At 71.0% G+C, this 18174-nt stretch carries 9 protein-coding genes; 2 read left to right on the top strand and 7 right to left on the bottom strand.

Features of this window, described 5'->3' with window-relative positions; all coding sequences use genetic code 11:
* Positions 1-52 precede the first annotated feature (52 nt).
* The 7 genes from ACFVVU_RS16875 to ACFVVU_RS16845 all read right to left on the bottom strand — a co-directional run bounded on the left by ACFVVU_RS16875 (position 53) and on the right by ACFVVU_RS16845 (position 15234).
* Complete coding sequence (locus ACFVVU_RS16875; protein ID WP_387790580.1) at positions 53-556, bottom strand: hypothetical protein; 504 nt, start codon at positions 554-556, stop codon at positions 53-55.
* Positions 557-699: 143 nt separating this feature from the next.
* Complete coding sequence (locus ACFVVU_RS16870) at positions 700-1032, bottom strand: hypothetical protein (RefSeq protein WP_387790578.1); 333 nt, start codon at positions 1030-1032, stop codon at positions 700-702.
* Between the two features lie 159 nt (positions 1033-1191).
* Entirely contained in the window at positions 1192-1500 is a 309-nt protein-coding gene (locus ACFVVU_RS16865) for a hypothetical protein (protein ID WP_387790576.1), read from the bottom strand.
* A gap of 89 nt (positions 1501-1589) precedes the next feature.
* The gene (locus ACFVVU_RS16860; RefSeq protein ID WP_387790574.1) at positions 1590-2123 is read right to left on the bottom strand and encodes a hypothetical protein; all 534 of its coding nucleotides are present in this window, start codon (positions 2121-2123) and stop codon (positions 1590-1592) included.
* Positions 2124-2256: 133 nt separating this feature from the next.
* Positions 2257-9915: a ricin-type beta-trefoil lectin domain protein gene (locus tag ACFVVU_RS16855; RefSeq protein WP_387790572.1), complete on the bottom strand. Its 7659-nt coding sequence runs from the start codon at positions 9913-9915 to the stop codon at positions 2257-2259.
* A 456-nt stretch (positions 9916-10371) separates the two neighbouring features.
* Entirely contained in the window at positions 10372-12201 is a 1830-nt protein-coding gene (locus tag ACFVVU_RS16850; RefSeq protein ID WP_387790571.1) for a sulfatase-like hydrolase/transferase, read from the bottom strand.
* Between the two features lie 237 nt (positions 12202-12438).
* Positions 12439-15234, bottom strand: coding sequence for an AAA family ATPase (locus tag ACFVVU_RS16845; RefSeq protein ID WP_387790569.1), 2796 nt, complete (start codon positions 15232-15234; stop codon positions 12439-12441).
* A 442-nt stretch (positions 15235-15676) separates the two neighbouring features.
* On the opposite strand from ACFVVU_RS16845, the gene ACFVVU_RS16840 reads away from it, so the two are divergent.
* Together ACFVVU_RS16840 and ACFVVU_RS16835 are read left to right on the top strand one after the other, a co-directional pair.
* Positions 15677-17815 (top strand): hypothetical protein, encoded by a 2139-nt coding sequence (locus tag ACFVVU_RS16840; protein ID WP_387790568.1) that lies wholly within the window; start codon positions 15677-15679, stop codon positions 17813-17815.
* Between the two features lie 84 nt (positions 17816-17899).
* Positions 17900-18112, top strand: a complete 213-nt coding sequence (locus ACFVVU_RS16835; protein ID WP_380681370.1) for a cold-shock protein — start codon at positions 17900-17902, stop codon at positions 18110-18112.
* The last annotated feature ends 62 nt before the right edge of the window (positions 18113-18174 follow it).

Raw genomic sequence — 18174 nt, 5'->3', positions numbered from 1 at the left:
CGGCGCTGTCGGGCGGACCGGATCTCCAGCCCGACCGGTTCGCTGCTCAGTACTACCGCGTGGCGTTGCACTTGAGCTGGCGGCTGATCTGCTCGGCCGTACGGGCTCCCTTGCGGGTCCAGTACTGACCGGGCGTCTGGACGTCCGCGGCCTTCTCCGTGTCGACCACTCCCGCCGAATCGGCGAGAGCGGATCGGTAGCTGACTTCCAGGAGCTTCGGAAGGGCCGGCACCTCCTCATGGACCTTCCGCTCGGCGAATCCTGTCGGCACCCAGGCCGAGTGCCCGGAGTCCGACGCTCCCAGGACCACGACCCTCCCAACGCCCGCTTCGGGCACCGTCGGGCGTGCGGCAGTGAACAGCTCCCGACGCTTGCCGGTAACATCAGCGCCGCTTATCTCAGTGATCGATTCACCCTGGCAGAGCGGAACGAACACCTCGACCTGTCCCGTGGATACCCGGAAGCCGAGGTAGGGCGGCTCCGGGTCCGACATGAAGCAGCCGCTCAATGCCAATGCGCCGATCGTGCCGAGGCCGGCCGAGATGGTACGCCTCAAGGGCATCGGTATCCCCCAAGCTGAAGATTGGCCCGGCGCTCACACGCCGGCCTTGCGGTGCTCGGCCAACGCACGCTCCATGAGCGCCATCGCCCGAGCGACCCTGCGGTTGCTCCGCCCAAACCCTGCGAGCGCCTGGAAGGTCACCTCCTTGCCCGACGAGAGCTTGCCCCCGGACAGAACGATTCGAAGACGGCACCGCTGACCACGTCGAGCTGGACGCTCTCCACCTCGTCCCAGCGAATCCGGACAGTCCTGGCGACCCCGTGATAGACGACCCCGGTCGGTGCGAACGGCGCTCGTACCCGGAGCCAGAGCCCTGGCAGCGCGCAACACACGATGTAGAAGACAGCGCCGAAGGGGTCCGTCTCGAAGGTCATGCCGATGCCCAGGACAGCGAGAAACATTCCGACAATGACGTGAAGAACCAGCCACGGGCTGGAGAACCAACCGCTCGCCGTCGTCTCGGACTTCAAACCCAACCACGCCCCTCCCGTCGGAACGACCAGGCGGCGCTGCCACGGAGGACGATCCCCTCCACGGCAGCGCGTTGTTCCAGTAGATCACTTGTGGAGTTCGAGGTCAGAAACTTCCTTCCTGGCACACCGTGCTCCCGAATCCTCGCCTCAAGGCCGTCAGATGGACTGCCGCCAGCCAAAGATTGTCATCAGCGACTTCTTGGCCGCGCATGAGAATTTGTGCCCTGCCACCAAAAAAATGGCCGAACACGCGATCAGCAAGCCAAGCGAAATGGTGATGACGGAGACTCCGGGAGCCACGCTGGCGACCGCGAACAGGATGGCTGAGAGAGCGGCCATGAATCCGACGCCTACGAGGCCGTACTTCAACGCACCCCACCATGACACAGCGTGGATCGGACCGTCCAACGGTTCAACTTTGACGACGAGGTGCCTGTTCGACCCGCAGAGTTCACGATCAACCATGAAACCTCCAGGCGGCGGAGCTGTCGGGCGGACCGGACCTAACCCATCGCTCCTGCTGTTTCCGCCTTGCGGGAGCTGTCAGGGGATGGCTACAACACGGCCATGAGCGGCGAATCCATGAAGTGGTCCAGCCCTCCCCACTCGAAAGCGCAGATGGCGCCGATGGCGTCCTCGGAAGGCACTGTCTCCTGCCACTGCCCCGAGATCCGCTGTGCGAGGAGATTCTCCTGCCCGTCCAGCACTCTCACGCCGAGCCCGTGAGGTCTGAAGCTGATGGATCGGCCCGGGGTTTCGAATACGACGTACCGACCGCTGGGCCTCAGCGTGCGCCGACCGGAGAGTTTCAGCTCAGCGCCGCCGAGAGTGCCGTGAACCGCTTTCGAGACCCTCCGTCGTGCCGCGATGCCCGGAACGGCGATGTCGCGCAGGACGACCAGTTCGGCTCCTGCGAGCGTGATCACCCACTCCTCCCATCCGTTCCACTGCGCCTCGACCCCACCCTGCACCGCGCGCCCCCGGAGAAGCACGGCCTCGCCCAGCTTCGTCTGCGCACTCGCATAGCGCTCACGTTCGCCGGCCGGCGACTGCCATGCCCTGAAACCGACTTGCCGTTCGAACCTCATGAAATCCGCCCGTCCCTGTCGAACGCCGCCTATTGGCAGGCCTGGCCCGAGCCATTAGGGCTCGGGCCAGGCTTTCTGCTTTTCCTGCACCTTCCACTCGGCCGGGCCGAGCGTGCTTCAAATAACTACGCGATCAGAGGAACCTTCGGGTCGTGATCAGCCTGATTCCCAGGCCGAACATGCCGACTCCGAATGTACCTCGGATCGATCCCGCGAACGCGCCTCCTCCTGCGGAGCCGACAAGGTACTTGGCTGCCTCCGAACCCGTGGTTTGGTAGCCCATCGCCTTGTCGGCCACAAGGTGCGAGGGTGTGCCCAGGAGCATCCCGACCCCAACACTGGCGATGACGACACATCCGACGCCAACCGTTCCAGCGCACATGGCCACGCCTGCGACGCTGGCGGCGACTCCGACCCCGATGCTGACAGCACGGTGGACGATGGTCCTCTGGTTCCTCTCCCAGAAGCCACTCACCGCGGAGGTGCTGCTGTTCCAGGTGTTTGAAGCCTTCGCCTTGATCGTGTTGACGGTCCGCCCTCCGGTGCAACCACCACCCTTCCGGTACCCGAACAGGCAGATGCGGCCGTCGAGGTCGTACTGGTTGATCGGGTCGCCGTAGGCGTAGTCGTAGGCGCTGGCGCTGCCGCCGGGGACGGGGTCCACGGAGAGGAAGCGGCCGGTGGCGGGGTTGTAGAGGCGGACGCCCATGAGGACGATGCCGTCCTGGGCTTCGGCGGAGCGTTGCTTGGCGCCGAGCCAGCCGTAGCGGGTGGCTGCCTGGGCGGTGGCCGGGGTGCCGTACTCGTCGGCGTCGAGGAGGACGGGGGTGGTGAGGGCGGTGTCCGTGACGAGCACCACCGAGCCGAAGAGGTTGGTGAGTTGGAGTTTGATCGCTCCCGTGTTGGTGGCGGTGGCGGCGAGGTCGCCGTCGGCGCCGGGGACGTTGCGGGTCCAGGCGCCGGCAGCGTACTCGACGGTCCACTGCGGGTTGTCGCTGGTTCCGCTGTAGTGGTTCAGGCGGGTGGCGGTGGTGGACCAGGTGCCGTCGGGCTGCTTGGTGGCGGTGGTGCTGCCGTTGAGGCGGCCGGCGGGGTCGAGGGTCCAGGTCTGCTTGGTGGTCGCGGTCTCCTGGCTGGCGACCAGGTCGTTGACGCGGTAGCCGAGGGCCGTGCCGCTCGGCGTGGTGAGCGTGCGGCCGAAGGCGTCGTAGGTGTAGCCCGCGGTGGTGATCCGGTCCGCGCTGTCGTAGGTGGAGTTCACCGTGGTGGCACCGGTGGTGGTGCAGGTGCCGTCGGCGGCCGGGCCGGTGGTGCTCTTCGCGGTGCGGTTGTAGTGGACGTCGTAGGTGTAGGTGCGGGTGGTGCAGCCGGCGGCGGCCGTGGACTGCTCCGCCTTGATCAGCCGGCCGAGGCGGTCGTAGGCGTAGGACTTGATGCCGTTGGTGCTGCTGTCCTTGGTCACCTGCCCCTGGGTGGAGAGCTCCTCGTTCTGCGCCCAGACGACCTTGCCGTCGGAGGTGCGGGCGTAGGTGCGGGCGACGGCCTTGCCGGAGGCGTTCAGGGTGTCCTTGCGGACGATGCCGCCGGGGTAGGTCTGCTCGACGAGCTGGCCGTCCGGGCTGTACTTGGCCGTGAACTCACCGGCCTTGCTGTCGTTCACCGAGGTGAGCAGACCGCGCGGCTCCTTGGCCCGGTCGTACGTGAAACTGGCGCTGCCCGTCGGGTCGGTGACCTTCACCGGCTTGCCGAACTTGTCGTACTCCGTCGTGGTGGTCGCGCCGTCCGCGTCGGTGTACGCGATCGTGCGGCCGAGGACGTCCTTGACGGTGGTGATCGACTTGCCGCCCGCCGTGGTCGACACGGCCTCGCCCGTCGCCGGGTCGTAGGCGGTGACGGCCTTGGGCACGGCCTGGCCCTCGTCGCCGGTGACCTCGGTGGAGACGGTGCGGTCGACGGCGTCGTAGGTGGTGGTGCTCTTGCGGGTCTTGCCCGCGTTGGTCTCCACGACCTCCTCGGGACGGCCAGTGCGCGAGTACCGGGTGACCTGCTTGACCGGCAGCGTGGTCGGCATCCGCGCCGCGTCGCCGCCGGTGATCGCGGCACCCGGTGCGGTGACGCACGGCTGGCCGGCCCACTCCGGGCGGTTGGCGCAGGCCGCGTTGGCGGCGTTCGCACCCGCCGTGTAGTAGACCGACTTGACCGTCGAGGCGTCCGCCGTGTCGGAGCCCGGGACCCGGACCTCCTCGGTGCGGCCCTGCGCGTCGTAGCGGGTCGTGGTGGTGAGCTTGGCGCCAAGCGCGTCGGTGGTCACCGTGGTCGGCTTCTTCAACGTCCAGCCGGACGTCCCGCCGAGCGGCGTACCGTAGCCGTTCTGGGTGACCCGCACCTCCGCGTCCGCGGCGTAGCCGTCGATCCGGGCGCCGTCGGTGGCCGTGGTGACCAGGTGGTAAGCCTGGCCGTCGGGCTTCTGCTCGTCGTAGGTGTTGGTGTTGTGGTCGCGGACCACCACCGGCGCCCCGGCGGCGAGCGTCGGGTTGACGGTGCTCTTGGTCAGCGTGATGGTGTCCAGGCCCGCGTGGTAGCGGTCGCCCTGGGTGCCCGCGTTGGTGCCGGTGACGGTGACCTTGAGCTCGTGGTCACCACGGGTCAGCCGGACGGACTGGCCGGCCGTGTAGGGGGCCGTCGAGCCGGCCGGGTTGGCGTCGAAGGTGTCGATCGGCTGGCCGACGTTCTGGCCGTCGATCGCGAACTGGATGACGCCGTGGTCGTTGAAGCGGGTCAGCTGGCCGGAGAGCACGTACTCGCCCTCCTCCGGCACGCTGACGCGCATGACGTCGTAGGCGCCCGCCTGCGTGCCGGCCAGGCTGAGCTGAGCTCCGCCGGACCAGGTCAGCGCGCCGTTGTCGTTGACCACCCGCACCGGGGCGGTGGCGCCGAGCTGTGGCAGCTTCTCGGCCTCCCAGGTCGAGGTGACCGGGGTGCTCTGGCCGTTGACCTGCTCGGTCAGCGAGGCGCGGTAGACCGGGCCGAGCGTCTCCGCGACATCCTGGCCGTCGGCGGTGTAGACGGTGCGCGAGTCCAGCAGCCGGGCCCGGGCGGCGGAGTCCGTCGGGAGGTTCAGCTCGGCCGCGTACCGGCCGGTGTCCGGGTGGGTGCCGAGCGCGATCGCGCGGTTGGTGGCCTCCAGGGATCGCACCACATGACCGTAGCGGTCGTACTCCTTGGTGTCGATGTCACCGCCCGGAGTCACGGACGGGGTGGCGGTGTTGACCTCCTGGCCGTTGGCGTTGAGGTAGTGCACGGTGGCCGGCTTGTAGCCGTCCTTGCCCGGCTTCACGGCGGTCGCCGTGTTGGTGCCCGGGTCGTCCTCCGGCCCGAAGACGGCGGTGGCGTCGGTCGGGGCGTCCAGCTGGGCCCACTTCGCCACCTCCGCGCCGGACAGGTCGTACGGACCGCCGGCCGTGCCGCTGGTCAGCGGTACGTCGTAGACGACGTTGACGGCGGTCTCGCCGTTGACCTGGTTCTTCGAGCCCTGGGTCAGGGCCTGGCGGCGGACCTTGAGCAGGCGCCCCGGGTCCTGGTCGGCGGCGGCCTTGCCGAAGTCGAAGTTCCACGGCAGCTGACCCGCCGGCGTGGCCCGGGTGACCCGGCCCGCGTCGTCGTAGCCGTAGGTGGTCTTCAGCGGCTGGGTCAGGCGCGGGTCCCAGGTCTCGGCGAGGCGGCCCTTGTCGTCGTACGCGTAGTGCGCGACCTCGACGGCCTCCTCCTTCGACGTCGCCGGGTTCCACGACCAGACCTTGACCGCCTTGACGCGGTCCAGGTAGTCACCGGGAGAAGTCGCGGTCGCCGTGGTCGACTTGGCGTACTCGTACTCCATGACCTCGCAGCCGCGCGGCAGCGGCTCCACCGAGCACTTGTTGGCGTCATCCACCCCGGCCTCGACCGGCGGGATGACGCGCTTGACGAGCGAGCGGCCGTCGGTGGTGTCGTACAGGTAGCGGGTCGCCGAGGGGGCGCCCGGACCGATCTCACTCACCACCTGGTAGCTGTTCGAGCCGGCCTGGCGGGCGAAGACGGTCTTGGTCCCGTCCAGCTCGGTCAGCTCGTAGGTGGTGGCGTTGGTCTGCACGTCCCAGACCTGGTTGGGGCCGGCCCAGCACACCCAGACCGAGGCGCCGTGGTCGGTGTCCAGGCACTTGCCGGAGTGGAGGCTGATGATCTGGCCGTCGGTGCGGACGTCCCACTTCTGGTTGTCCCCGCCGTTGCAGCCCCACAGCACCAGCTGGGTGCCGTTGTCGACCTGGCCCCAGGGGTTGTCCAGGCAGTAGCCGAGCAGCCGCAGCGTCTGGTCGTCGCCGCGGGTCCACTGCTGGTTGGCGCCACCGGTGCAGGTGGTGGCCTGGAGGTGGGCGCCGTTGCCCGCCGCGCCGTTCGGGACCTCCAGGCACTGGCCGCTGCTGTTCAGCAGCAGCGCGCCGGAGGTGGCCGCGACGGCCTTGAGCGTCAGCGACTCCGCGCCCGGCTCCGGGAAGAAGGTGCCGTCGGAGCCCTTGGCGAAGGTCAGCGTGCCGTCGTCGTTGCCCTTGATCTCGACCAGGTCGGACTGCGGGAACGACAGCGAGCGGAAGTCGGAGCCGGCGCCCGCGTCGGGGCCGCCGGCCCACTGCGGACCGAACGGCGCGACGATCTCCTTCAGCGACAGGTCGTCGAAGTAGACCTCCTTGCCCGGTGCGGAGAAGCCGTTGATCAGCCGGAACCAGGCCTCGGTGGCGTCCTTGGGGACGGTCATGTCGACACTCAGCTGCTGCCAGCCGTCCGTGAACGACGCCTTCGGCGACGGCACGTCCGTGTAGCCGGCCGGCGTCCGGTGGACGCCGACGAGACGCAGGCCGATGTCGGCGCGGTCGGGGTTCAGGCCGGTCGCGCCCGGCACGTAGATCCAACCGGTGAGCCGGTAGGTCCGGCCCGGCTTCATGCCCTGGCCGAGGTTGTATCCCGTGCCGATCTCGACGTAGGAGCTCTGGTTGCCGTTGGGCTTGACCAGCAGCGAGTCGGTGGAGCTGTCGTGACCGCGGGCGGTCGAGCGGCTGATGTCCGCCGGGCCGGCGGTGAAGCCGGCCGTGTCGGTGCCGATCTGGCGCTGGTTGGTGGTCAGGCGCTCACCCTGCGGCTGCCAGCCGCGGTCCGTGCCCCGCGAAGAGGAGGTACGGGTGACAGACATGCCGAACGCGCTGGTGTCGGTGGCGCTGGTGCTGTAGTCACCGGTGAGCAGGTTCACGGATCCCGGGCCCGCGTCGGCGCTCGCGGCGCCGTCCGCGTTGCGGTCCACGGTCAGGGTGTTCCAGACGGTGGTGTAGCCGTTGCCGGAGCCGTCCTGCGGGAACAGCTTGGCGCGCACCTGCACGACACCGCCGACGTTGCCGAGGGTGTCCAGGACGTTCCAGTTGGCGTGCGGGCCGAGGTCCGCCAGCAGCGGCTTGTCCTCGGTGACCGGGGTGTTGTCGGCCTTGGTCAGGTTGACGCGGGGCACCGTGTACTCGGTGGCGCCGGGGCCGCGGCGGTACTCGTAGACCACCCGCTTGTACTGGGCCTGGGCGTCGACGGACAGCTTGACGCGCTTGGCCGCCTGGGTGCCGTTCACCGGCGAGCTGATGCCGGCCTGGCCCACCTGGAACACGTACTCGGCCGCCTGCGAGAGGTTGCCCGCACGGTCCTTGGCCTGAACCTTGAGCACCCGCCGGCCGTCGGTGGCCGGGGTGATCGAGGTGGTCAGGCCCGCCGTGGCGTTGACCGTCACCGGCGTGGTGCCGTCCAGGGTGTAGACGTACGCGGCCAGGTCGTTCGTCCCCGCGGGCGGGGTGAAGGTGAACGAACCGGCCTGGTTGGCCGCGCCGTGCCACGTCCCGTCGGACGGGTAGTCGGCGGAGGTGACGGTCGGCGTGCCGGGGGCGGTGGTGTCGACGACGAAGCTCGTGCCGGACCAGCCGGAGGACGAGTTGGCGTCGGAGACCTTGGTCCACACCGAGTACGGGACGCCCTCGTCCAGCTTCGCCACACCGAGGTCGGCCGGGCCCACCTGGAGGTAGGTGTTGGCCGGGACCTGCCGGTAGATGCTGTTGACGAAGCTGCCGTTGCGCCACAGGTCGACGTTCACGCCGACCGTGCCGTCGTCGGGGTCGTCCGCGCGGACCTGGAAGCGCGGCGTCGCGGAGTTGGTGTACCGCGGCTCACCCGGCTGCGAGGGCAGCACCTCGATGCCGGACGGCGCCGACGGCACCGCGTTGTAGGTGATCGAGATGTACGGCGGGACGTCGCTCTCGGCGGAGCCGAACCGCTTCCAGGAGAGGCTGCTGTTCTCGTCCGTCGCCTTCAGCAGCAGGCCGTAGTCGGCGGAGTTGTGCTGCGCGAAGTACCGGATCATGTCCGTGACGTCGGTGTTCGTCCAGGCGGAGCCGTCCGGCGCGGTGCACTGGTGGCTGTCACCGCCGTCGACGTCGTAGGTCTCGTACGTCCGGGTCCACATCTGGCCCCACTGGGGCTCGTTGCCCCACCGGGTCCACCAGGCCGCGCCGCCCGCGTTCCAGACCTCCCACTGCTTCGGGGTGCAGTAGGAGGAGTGGTAGTTGAACAGGTGCAGCTTGGCGTCGATGATCTGCTTGCCGTTGAACTGGCCGCCCGGGATCGTGAGGTACGAGCGCGCCTTGACACTGCCGTTGTAGCTGCCCAGTTTGAGGTCCTCGGAGCCGGAGGCGTCCCAGTTCTCGTTGTTCTGGACGTAGGTGTCGTACGTGGTGGTGACGGTGCCCACCACCGGGTCGATGGTGACCGGGTACTGGGTGCTGGTGTTGGCCAGGAACGCCGCGTCCGGGGTGAACACCAGCTCGGTGTCCGCGCCCTGGCCGCGCAGCTGCATCGTCACCGGCGCGCGGTTCAGGTGCTCCTGCGAGGCCGGGTCCACCGCTGCGTCCCACATCACCGGCGAGGGGATCTTCACGACGAGCCTGCCGCTCGTCTTGTCCAGCAGCTGGATCGAACCGTCCTGCTGCGCCGCGACGTTGAGGCCGGTGGTGTCGATCGGGATCGTCATCGTGCTGGCCTGGGCGACGGCGGAGCGGTTCTTGACGATCAGGAACTGCTCGAAGCCGGTCCGGGTCGCCTTGACCACGAGGTCGACGCCCGGCCGGGCGTCGACGTACGTCGCCTTGTTGCCCTCCAGCTTCGGTTTGGGCAGCCTGCCCAGCCAGCCGAAGCCCACCTTCTGGTCGCCGGAGCCGTAGCTGGCGAGTTCGCGCTCCTGGAGCGTGGTGGTGGTCGAGGCGGGGGAATCCCCGGGGGCCGGCGCGCCGTCGGTACCCGGCAGGCTGTCGCCCACCGTGACGGCGGGATCGCCGCCTTCGAGCACGAGGGCGCCGGGGTGGGCCTTCGGCGCCACCTTGCCCGTCGGCGTCGGGGCCAGGGTGGTGTCCACCGCGACCCAGGAGCCGCCGGACTTCATCCGGACCGGTCCGGTGGAGCGATCGGAGGTGAGCGTGCCCTCCGGGTTCGCCCAAAGGGTGGTCGACTCGGTTCGCGCGCTCACCACTTCGACACGGCGACCCTGAAGGCGGGCCGACAGCAGGGCCGAGGCCTCGTCGGGCGCTTCGGCGGTCGTGCCGGCCACCGCATTGGCCTGCGGTGTTTCCGGGGCCGGTGCCGCGAAGGCGGAGGAGGCGGTCACCGCCTCGACGGCCACACCGGTCTGGACCAGCAGACCCAGCGTCACCGCCGCCGACATGGCGCGTTTCCAGCGCATGGACATGGAGAGGGTCCCGCCCGCCGCAGTGGGCGAGACCGTGGAACGTCGTGACATCAGATCCTCGTCGAGAGAGTGCCAAGACGGTGCAAGCCTTCTGGCTCGGCAGAGAACCTTTCATGCCTTTGGAGTTCTCAGGAATCTTTAAGGGTTTCGATCGAATAACGATGAATCGCATGCGACTCATATTCCGGTCAAATCTTGGCCCTTGTCGTACCAGCTGTGGGAATTTGGCCTCTCGGGCGCCCTTGTCGCCCATAGGTCGAAGAGCCGGAAATCTCCCGGGTCGGCGGAATTGCCCGACAGTGGCCCGAGATCTGGATTCCTCTCCTCCATTTATAGTGGGAATCAGCGGCCCGGTGGAAGGGGAATTGTCGGTTCCATCGTTCGCGGCCACGGCCGCGGCGGCGCGCCGGGCGGGGTCACCACCCGGTGCGCCGCCGTCCCGTCCGGTCGTCAGGGGCGGTTGCGTCCGGCCGCGGCGGCGCGGGCGAGCAGGCCTTCGATGTCGAGCACCACGGTTCGGGGCGTGTAGGTGCCGTCGATGCGCAGCCGCAGGTAGCGGGCGGCGTTGCCGACGTACTCCAGGGGCTCCTCGGCCGCCGCGGCCACCACGTCGCGGTGCGGGGCCGCCGCCGTCGGGCCGAGCGCGGTGAGGGAGTTGAGGGCTTCGACCCTGACGCTCTCCGGGTGGCCGGGCGCTACGAGGGCGGCCAGGAGGGCGGCGCCCGCCGGGTCGCCGGTGTGCTTGCCGAGTGCTTCCGCGCACGCGATGCGCACGTACGGATCGGTGTCGTCGGCGGCCGTCGCGCGCAGGGCCTCGGTGGCCTCGGCGGTCGGGATGCCGGCGGTCAGGGCCAGCAGGCCGATGGCGCCCCAGCGGCGCACGGTGGCGTCCGGGTCGGAGAGCGCGGTGGTGAACCGGGGGATCAGGGCGGGGTCGCGCCGGCCCACGGCGTCGGCGAGGTCGAGGATGCGGGCGAGGGGGTAGGCGCCGGGTTCGCGGGAGGCCTGGTAGCCCTCGGCGGGGGAGTCCTCGCCCAGGAAGCCGTTGTCGTGGACGTCGAGCAGGTGGGCGCGCAGCGCCTCGTCGAGCCGCTGCTCGACCTCGGCGTGCGCCGGGTCGCCGGCGAGGTTGTGGATCTGGTCCGGGTCGGTGGCGCAGTCGTACAGTTCCACGCCCGGCTTCTCGTGCCAGAAGGCGTCCTGGACGTCGTTGAGGCGTCCGGCGAGGTGCTCGGTCTCCCAGGACTGGTAGCCGGCGGCGAGCCAGGCGAAGGCCTGGTGCGTTCCGTAGGGGCGGTGGGGCGCGTAGTTGCGGATGTACCGGTAGCGGGCGTCGCGGACGCTGCGGATCATGTCCGGGCGCTCGTCCATCCGGTTGCGCATGGAGAAGGCGAGCGCGCCGGCGGTGTCGAAGGAGGTGCGGGCGAGGCTCTCGCCCCGCATGTGCGCGGGCACCGTGCCGCCGGCGAGTTCGACCAGGGTGGGCGGGATGCCGAGCGTGGACACGGCGGCGTCGACCCGGGAGCCGGGGGCCGGGAAGCGGTGCGCGTGGCGGGCGGGGGCGGCGACGATCAGCGGGACGTGCAGGCCCTCGTCGTAACACCAGCGCTTCGAGCGGGGGTTGACGCCGCCGTGGTCGGAGGTGTGGATGACGATGGTGTTGTCGAGTTCGCCGTCCTCCTCCAGTTCGGCGAGGAGCTGCCCGACGAACGCGTCCATCCCGGCGATGTGGCGGTAGTAGTGCGCGAAGTCGCCGCGGATCTCGGGGGTGTCGGGCAGGTAGGCGGGCAGCCGGACGGCGGCGGGGTCGACGGTGAACTCGTCGCGGCCGAAGACGGCGCTCTCGTGCGTCGGGTCGTAGTTGAACACCGCGAGGAACGGGGCGCCGTCGGGCCGGTTGCGCCAGTGCGCGGTGCGGGAGGACTCGGCCCAGACGGCCTGCGGGTCGGTGTCGCTGTTGTAGTCGGTCTTGACGTTGTTGGTGCAGTAGTAGCCGAGGTCGCGCAGGAGTTCCGGGTACGTGGTCATCCAGTCGGGGACGGTCGCCCGGGCGCGCTGGTGGTGGGCGGGGCCGTGGCTCTCCGGGGCGACGCCGGTCAGCAGGGCGAAGCGCGAGGGCGCGCACACCGGGGCGGGGCTGTTGGCGTTGGTGAACAGCGTGCCCCGCTCGGCGAGGGCGTCGAGGTGGGGGGTGGTGGCGAGCGGGTCGCCGTAGCAGCCGAAGCGGGGCGGGCAGTCTTCGCTGACGGTCCACAGGATGTTGGGCCGGGACGAGCTCATCGGGGGCCTTTCGGAGGAGTCGTGGAGCGTGCACGCGATGCCGCCCACCTGCGATGACGGTCGCTCGGACACGTCATGACCGGAACCGAACCACGGCTCCCCGGGCGTTCTCAAGGCCTTGCGCGGGCCTTCGGCATTCCGTCGCCCAGTGTTTGCAGTTCTGCCATTTGGCAGTACTGCCACTTTTACCTGGCGTCCTCGGCGCCCTCGCCGGCGACCGTGCGCGACGTCCGCCGGTCAGGGAACGGCGGGGTCCTCGGGCAGCGCGTTGAGGGCGTCGCGCAGCATGGCGCGGGAGGTGATGCCGAGCTTCGGGTAGATCTGGTAGAGGTGGGCGCCGACCGTGCGGTGGGAGACGAAGAGGCGTTCGGCGATCTGCTTGTTGGTCAGGCCGGTGGCGGCGAGATCGGCGATCTCCCGTTCCTGGGCGCTCAGTACGCTGCCGTGCGCGGCGTCCGGGCGGCGCCTGCCCCAGCCGGTCGCCCGCAGCTCCTTCACCGCCCGCTCGGCCCAGGGCCGGGCGCCCAGTTCCTCGAAGGCCGCCAGCGCGGCGCGCAGCGGGGCCCGCGACGCGGCGGTCGCCCGGGCCCGGCGCAGCCGCTCGCCGTAGGCGAGTTGGACGCGGGCGTGGTCGAAGCGCCACCGCTGGCCGCCCGGGGTGCCGAGCGCCAGCGCGAACAGCCGCAGCGCCTCCTCGTCGTCCTCGGCGCACAGCGCGGCGGACGCCTCCGTCAGCATGGCGTACCGGGAGGAGACGGCGGCGAGGCCGGCCTCGCGCATCGCCCGCACGTGCGCGGCGGCCTCCTCGCGCCGGTTGCCGCGGACGGCCGCCTCGACCAGGTGGGCGGCCACCCACAGGGCGTGCGGGGCGTGCGAGGCGAGGGTGCCTGCGGGGCTGACGGCGCCGGCGTGCTCGTGGGCGAGCGCGTAGTCCCCGCGGCCCAGGGCCGCGACGGCCGCGGCGTGGTGGGCGTAGTGCGCGGCGCAGGGCGCGCCGTGCGACGCGGCCCAGCCGATGATCCGCCCGGCCGTCGCCAGGCTCTCCTCCGCGTGCCCGCGGGCGCCGAGGACGATGGCACGGATGTAGAGGAAGTACCAGGCGAAGGCACTGTACTCGTGGTCCTCGCAGGCCCCCAGCCCCTCGTCGGCGAGCTCGACGGCCTCGTCCCAGCGCCCCGTGAGGTAGTCGTCCAGGCAGAGGTGGATGAGGGAGGAGATGTACCGTCGCGCCGGGCCGCCGTCACGCCCCGCCCGCACCACCTGCCAGGCCGCGTCGCGGACCTCGCCGAGACGGTCGAGGTAGAGGGCGCCGGTGCCGACCCGGGTGATCCGCACCGGGTCGGGCTCGCCGGACAGCGACGCCATGAGCGCGTCGAGCTGCCCGTGCGCCGCCGCCCCGGTGCGGGCCGGATCGGAGAAGGTCAGTCCCAGTACGGCCAGCACGGCCGGCGGCTGCGGGGTGAGGCGTCCGACGGCCCGGTAGTAGAACTGCCACAGGTCGTGCCGGGCACCGAAGAAGCAGACCACCGCCAGCACGTGCAGCGCGTCGACCAGCGCCTTGTCGTCGGCCCGGTAGCCGTGCGCCCCGGCCGCGGACTCGATGGCGCCGGTCAGCAGCCGGTGGGCGGCCGCCACGTCGCCGTCGCCGTTCAGCATGAGCATCGCGGACGCGGTGGCGGAGTGCAGCGACGCCTCGGGGGCGGCCCGGCGGGCGTCGTCCAGGAGCTTGCGGGCACTGGACAGGGCCCCGGTGGACTCGGCGCCCAGGTAGGCGGCCTCGGCGAGGCGGCGGCTGCGGTTCGGGCCCGCGGGGGAGAGGGACGCCGAGCGGATCAGTGTGCGCATCGCTCCGGCGGCGTCCCCGCGGCGCAGGGTCAGGCCCGCGGCGTGCTCCAGCAACGCCGCGACCTCCTCGTCCGGCTCCACCGTGGCCTCGCCCAGGTGCCAGGCGCGCCGCTCGGGCCGGTCGGCGAGCGCGTGGGCGAGCGCCGTGTGCGCGGCGCGCCGCTCGCTGCTCAGCGCCTGGGCCACCACGGCGGAGCGGATCAGCGGGTGCCGGAACCTCAGCCGCTGCCCGCCCTCCTCGATCTCCACCAGCCGCTCGCGCTCGACCGGCGCGAGGTCCTCCAGGCCGGACCCGCTCCCGACGCGGCGGGCCGCCGCCTGCAGCACGCCCAGGTCACCGGTCCCTTCGAGGGCCGCCAGCAGGAGCAGCCGCCGGGCGGCGGCGGGCAGACCGGTGACCCGTGAGCCGAACAGCGTCTCCAGCCGGCTGCTGAGCGGCAGGACGGCGGGGGAGTCGGCGGCGGCGGGCCGCAGGGCGGCCGGCAGCTCCAGGAGCGCCAGCGGATTGCCGCCCGCCTCGGCCAGCAGCCGCCGGCGCGCGCCGCGGGCGAGGCCGGGGAACCTGTTGCCGAGCAGCCGCGCCGCCGACTCGTCGTCGAGCGGCGGGAGGTCGTAGCCGGGGAGCGCGTCGGCCCCCTTGGGGCGCGGCTCGCCGGTGCGGGCCGCCGCCACGAAGCTGACGCCCAGTCCGGCCACCCGCCGGGCGACGAAGCCGAGCACCGCCGTACTGGCGTGGTCGACCCACGGGAGGTCGTCGACGACCACCAGCAGCGGCTTCCCGCCGGCCACCGTCTGCAGCAGCCGCAGCACGGCGTTGGAGACGAGCAGCTGCTCCGGCGCCCGGCCGCCGTCGAAGCCGAGCGCCACCCGCAGGGCGTCGCGCAGCGTGGTGTCGAGGTGGTCCAGGGCCCCCAGGAACGGGAAGAGGATCTGGTTCAGGCCGGAGTAGCCGCAGTCGGCCTCGAACTCCACACCCGCCGCCCTGAGCACCCGGACGCCGTTCGCCCGCGCGGAGGAGGCCAGCGTGTCCAGGACGGCGCTCTTTCCGACTCCGGCCTCCCCGGCCAGCAGCAGCGCACCGCCGCCGGCCCCGATCCGCAGCCGGTTGCGGACCAGGCGCAGGTCGTCGTCCCGGCCGATCAGCGGCTCCGCGGTGCCGAGTGCGCCGGACGCGCGCCAGTCCTCCACAGCTGTCCCCTCTCCAGAGTCTGCCGCGCCGCCGTCGCTCCGGAGCCGCCCTCCGTTCGGGTGGGGGCGTGCCTCCGCGCGGGCGTGAATGCCCTGGTCGCGACCAGTATGCCGGACGCGAATGCTGGACACGATCTTGAGCCGGAGGGTGCGGACCGCGTGGGCCAGGGCGCTGCCGGTCCGCTGCGGGCGGCCTCGGGCCCGGCCGTGGGCCGCGCGTTCGCCTCGGGGCTGATGTTCCGTCATCTGTGGGACGCCTCAAGGTGGTTCAGGCCAGCATGGGTCCGGTTCGGGTCAGCTCCCGGCGTCGCGGTTCGTGGGCCGCCGGACCACGCGTACCGTCGGAAGGCCAGTCGGCATCGCTTCCCCGCACCCCCCGTACCGGTCCTCCGCCGCGCGTCCTGCCCGCATCGTGTGAAACGCCGAGGTTGGGAGTCCTCTCGTGCCCGCTCTGCTGCACTACGAGATCGTCACGGATCCGACATCGCTCCAAGTCTCCACCGACGGGGTCCCGTCGGTCGGGACGGTGTACGTGATCGCGTCCAACAGTCACCAGGCTTCGGTGAACTGGCAGTACATCGAGATCGAGATCCCCACCGGCAAGGACCCCGAGCACCTGACGGAGAATCCCGCCGCGATCAACGCGAGCATCAGCCAGACGGGCGGGCGGGTCTGGCGGGTGGCGCCGTCCGTCGTGCGGGAGAGCGACTCGCGGTTCCGGGCGAAGGACCCCTACGACGACTGGGTGGCCCTGCGCGGCGGCGAGGCCCTGATCCTGAAGCTGGAGAACATCCCCGTCTCCCGCGCGGAGGGCCTGGTCAGGCTGAGCATCCACGAGCGGTCCTACGGCGGGGACGCCGTGGTGGCCGAACGGTCGGGCCACTACACCACGACCCTGGGAGTGACCAAGCAGACGTCGAAGGCGCCGCGCAACTTCCGCGCGGAGACCTCGCTGCTGGACACGGACGCCGCGGCCCCCCTCGTTCTGCAGTGGGACGGACCCAACAACCTCGACTACTGGGTGCTCGACGCCGTGGGGAACGAGGTCCACCACGCTCCGGCGTCCCGGCAGGGCCCGGTGACGCAGGACAGCTACTCCCCGTTCCTCGACGCCCCGAAGCGGGGCACCACCTACACCCTGGTGGCCGCGGCGGCCGACGCCGGGCGGCCGCAGGCGGGCTACTTCCTCACCACCACCGTGCACGCCCTGGTCCCCGAGTTCGGGAGCGGCACGCGCACGCCGTGGATCGAGGGTGTGACGGAGAAGGGACGCGTCCGCTTCACCGAGGACGGCGTGGAGGTCCAGAAGGTCCAGGGCGGGAACCACGTCCCGGGCAGGGTCGTGGCCGACAGTACCGACGTCCAGAGCGTGAAGACGGTGCTGGTGCGGGGCCGGGGTGAGGCCGACGGATGGATCGACTTCCCGCAGACGGGCGTTGAGGTGTTCCGCGGTCCCGGTCGGGATCCGGGCACGGTCGATGCGGACACGGTGAAGTCGCGGCAGGTGCGGGGTCGGGGCGAGGCCGACGGCGGGATCGAGTTCCCGGCGAGCGGCATCAACGTCTTCCGGGGTCCGCAGCAGGAGGCGGGCAACGTCACCGCGAACCAGGCCGACGTGAGCAGCGTGAAGACCAAGTGGGTGCAGGGGCGGACCGACAGCGCCGGCTGGATCGACTTCCCGGACACCGGCATCGAGGTGTTCCACGGCCCGAACCGGGACCTGGGCACGGTGGACGCGGACACGGTGAAGTCGCGGCAGGTGCGGGGTCGGGGCGAGGCCGACGGCGGGATCGAGTTCCCGGCGAGCGGCATCAACGTCTTCCACGGCCCGCAGCAGGAGGCGGGCACCGTCTCCGCCCACCGGGCCGACGTGACCGGCGTCAACACCGCGTGGGTGCAGGGCCGGGACGGCAGCGCCGGGTGGATCGAGTTCCCGCCTGCGGGCGTCAACGTGTTCCAGGGTGCCGGGAGCCGGCAGTGGGGGACCGTCGCGGCCGGCAAGGCGGACCTGGACGACCTGGTCACCGCCCGCGCGCTGGTGAAGGAGCGGCTGACCGTCCAGGGCGGGCTGACGGTCGGTGACGTGCTGGAGACCCAGCAGGGCCCGTCCCGCCTGATCGTCCACGGCCGGCTGGAGGCGGGCGAGGAGGTGCGCGCCGGCCGCAACCTGGTGGTCGACGGCGACCTCACCGTCCACGGCGACGTGCATCCGCTGCGGAACCTGGAGGTCGGCGGCACGGTCACCGCGAGCGACCTGACGATCGGCGGCAAGCTGACGACCAGCGGTGGGTACGCCCTCACCGTCCACGGCGAGTCGGTCTTCGAGGACAAGGTGAACGCCAACGAGAACCTGTCGGTCCGCAGCGGCGGCGAGTGGATCCTGCACGTCAGCGAGGAGAAGGTGTCGGTCCGCGAGCACTTCCGGGTCGGCGGGGAGTCGGCCTTCCACGGGAAGGTCAACGCCAACGACCACCTGTCGGTCCGCAGCAAGACCGCCGGGTGGATCCTGCACACAGGCGACGAGAAGGTGGCGATCCAGGCCGACCTGAGGGTCCACGGGAACCTGCACGCCGACAGCTGAGTACGTCGTCACGCTTCGTGCCGAACCGGCGTCACTGCGTGAGAGACTGGCGCCGTCAGCGTGATCCGCGTGCAAGGAGAAGACATGGCCGAGCGCCAGAACGGCACCGTGAAGTGGTTCAACGACGAGAAGGGCTACGGCTTCATCACCCCGGAGTCCGGTCCCGACCTGTTCGTGCACTTCAGGGCGATCGAGGGGAGCGGCTTCAAGTCCCTCGTCGAGGGCCAGAAGGTGACGTTCGAGGCGGTCCAGGGCCAGAAGGGGATGCAGGCCGACAAGGTCCAGGTCGCCGGCTAGGCCGGGAGGAAACGGGTCGGGGTCCACGCACGCGCGTGGGCCCCGACCGGCTTTCCGGGGGT

This window comes from Kitasatospora sp. NPDC057965 (genome assembly GCF_042887135.1).
Lineage (GTDB): Bacteria > Actinomycetota > Actinomycetes > Streptomycetales > Streptomycetaceae > Kitasatospora.
The sequence above is the reverse complement of the archived record's forward strand: the minus strand, read 5'-3'. Positions and strand labels throughout refer to the sequence as shown.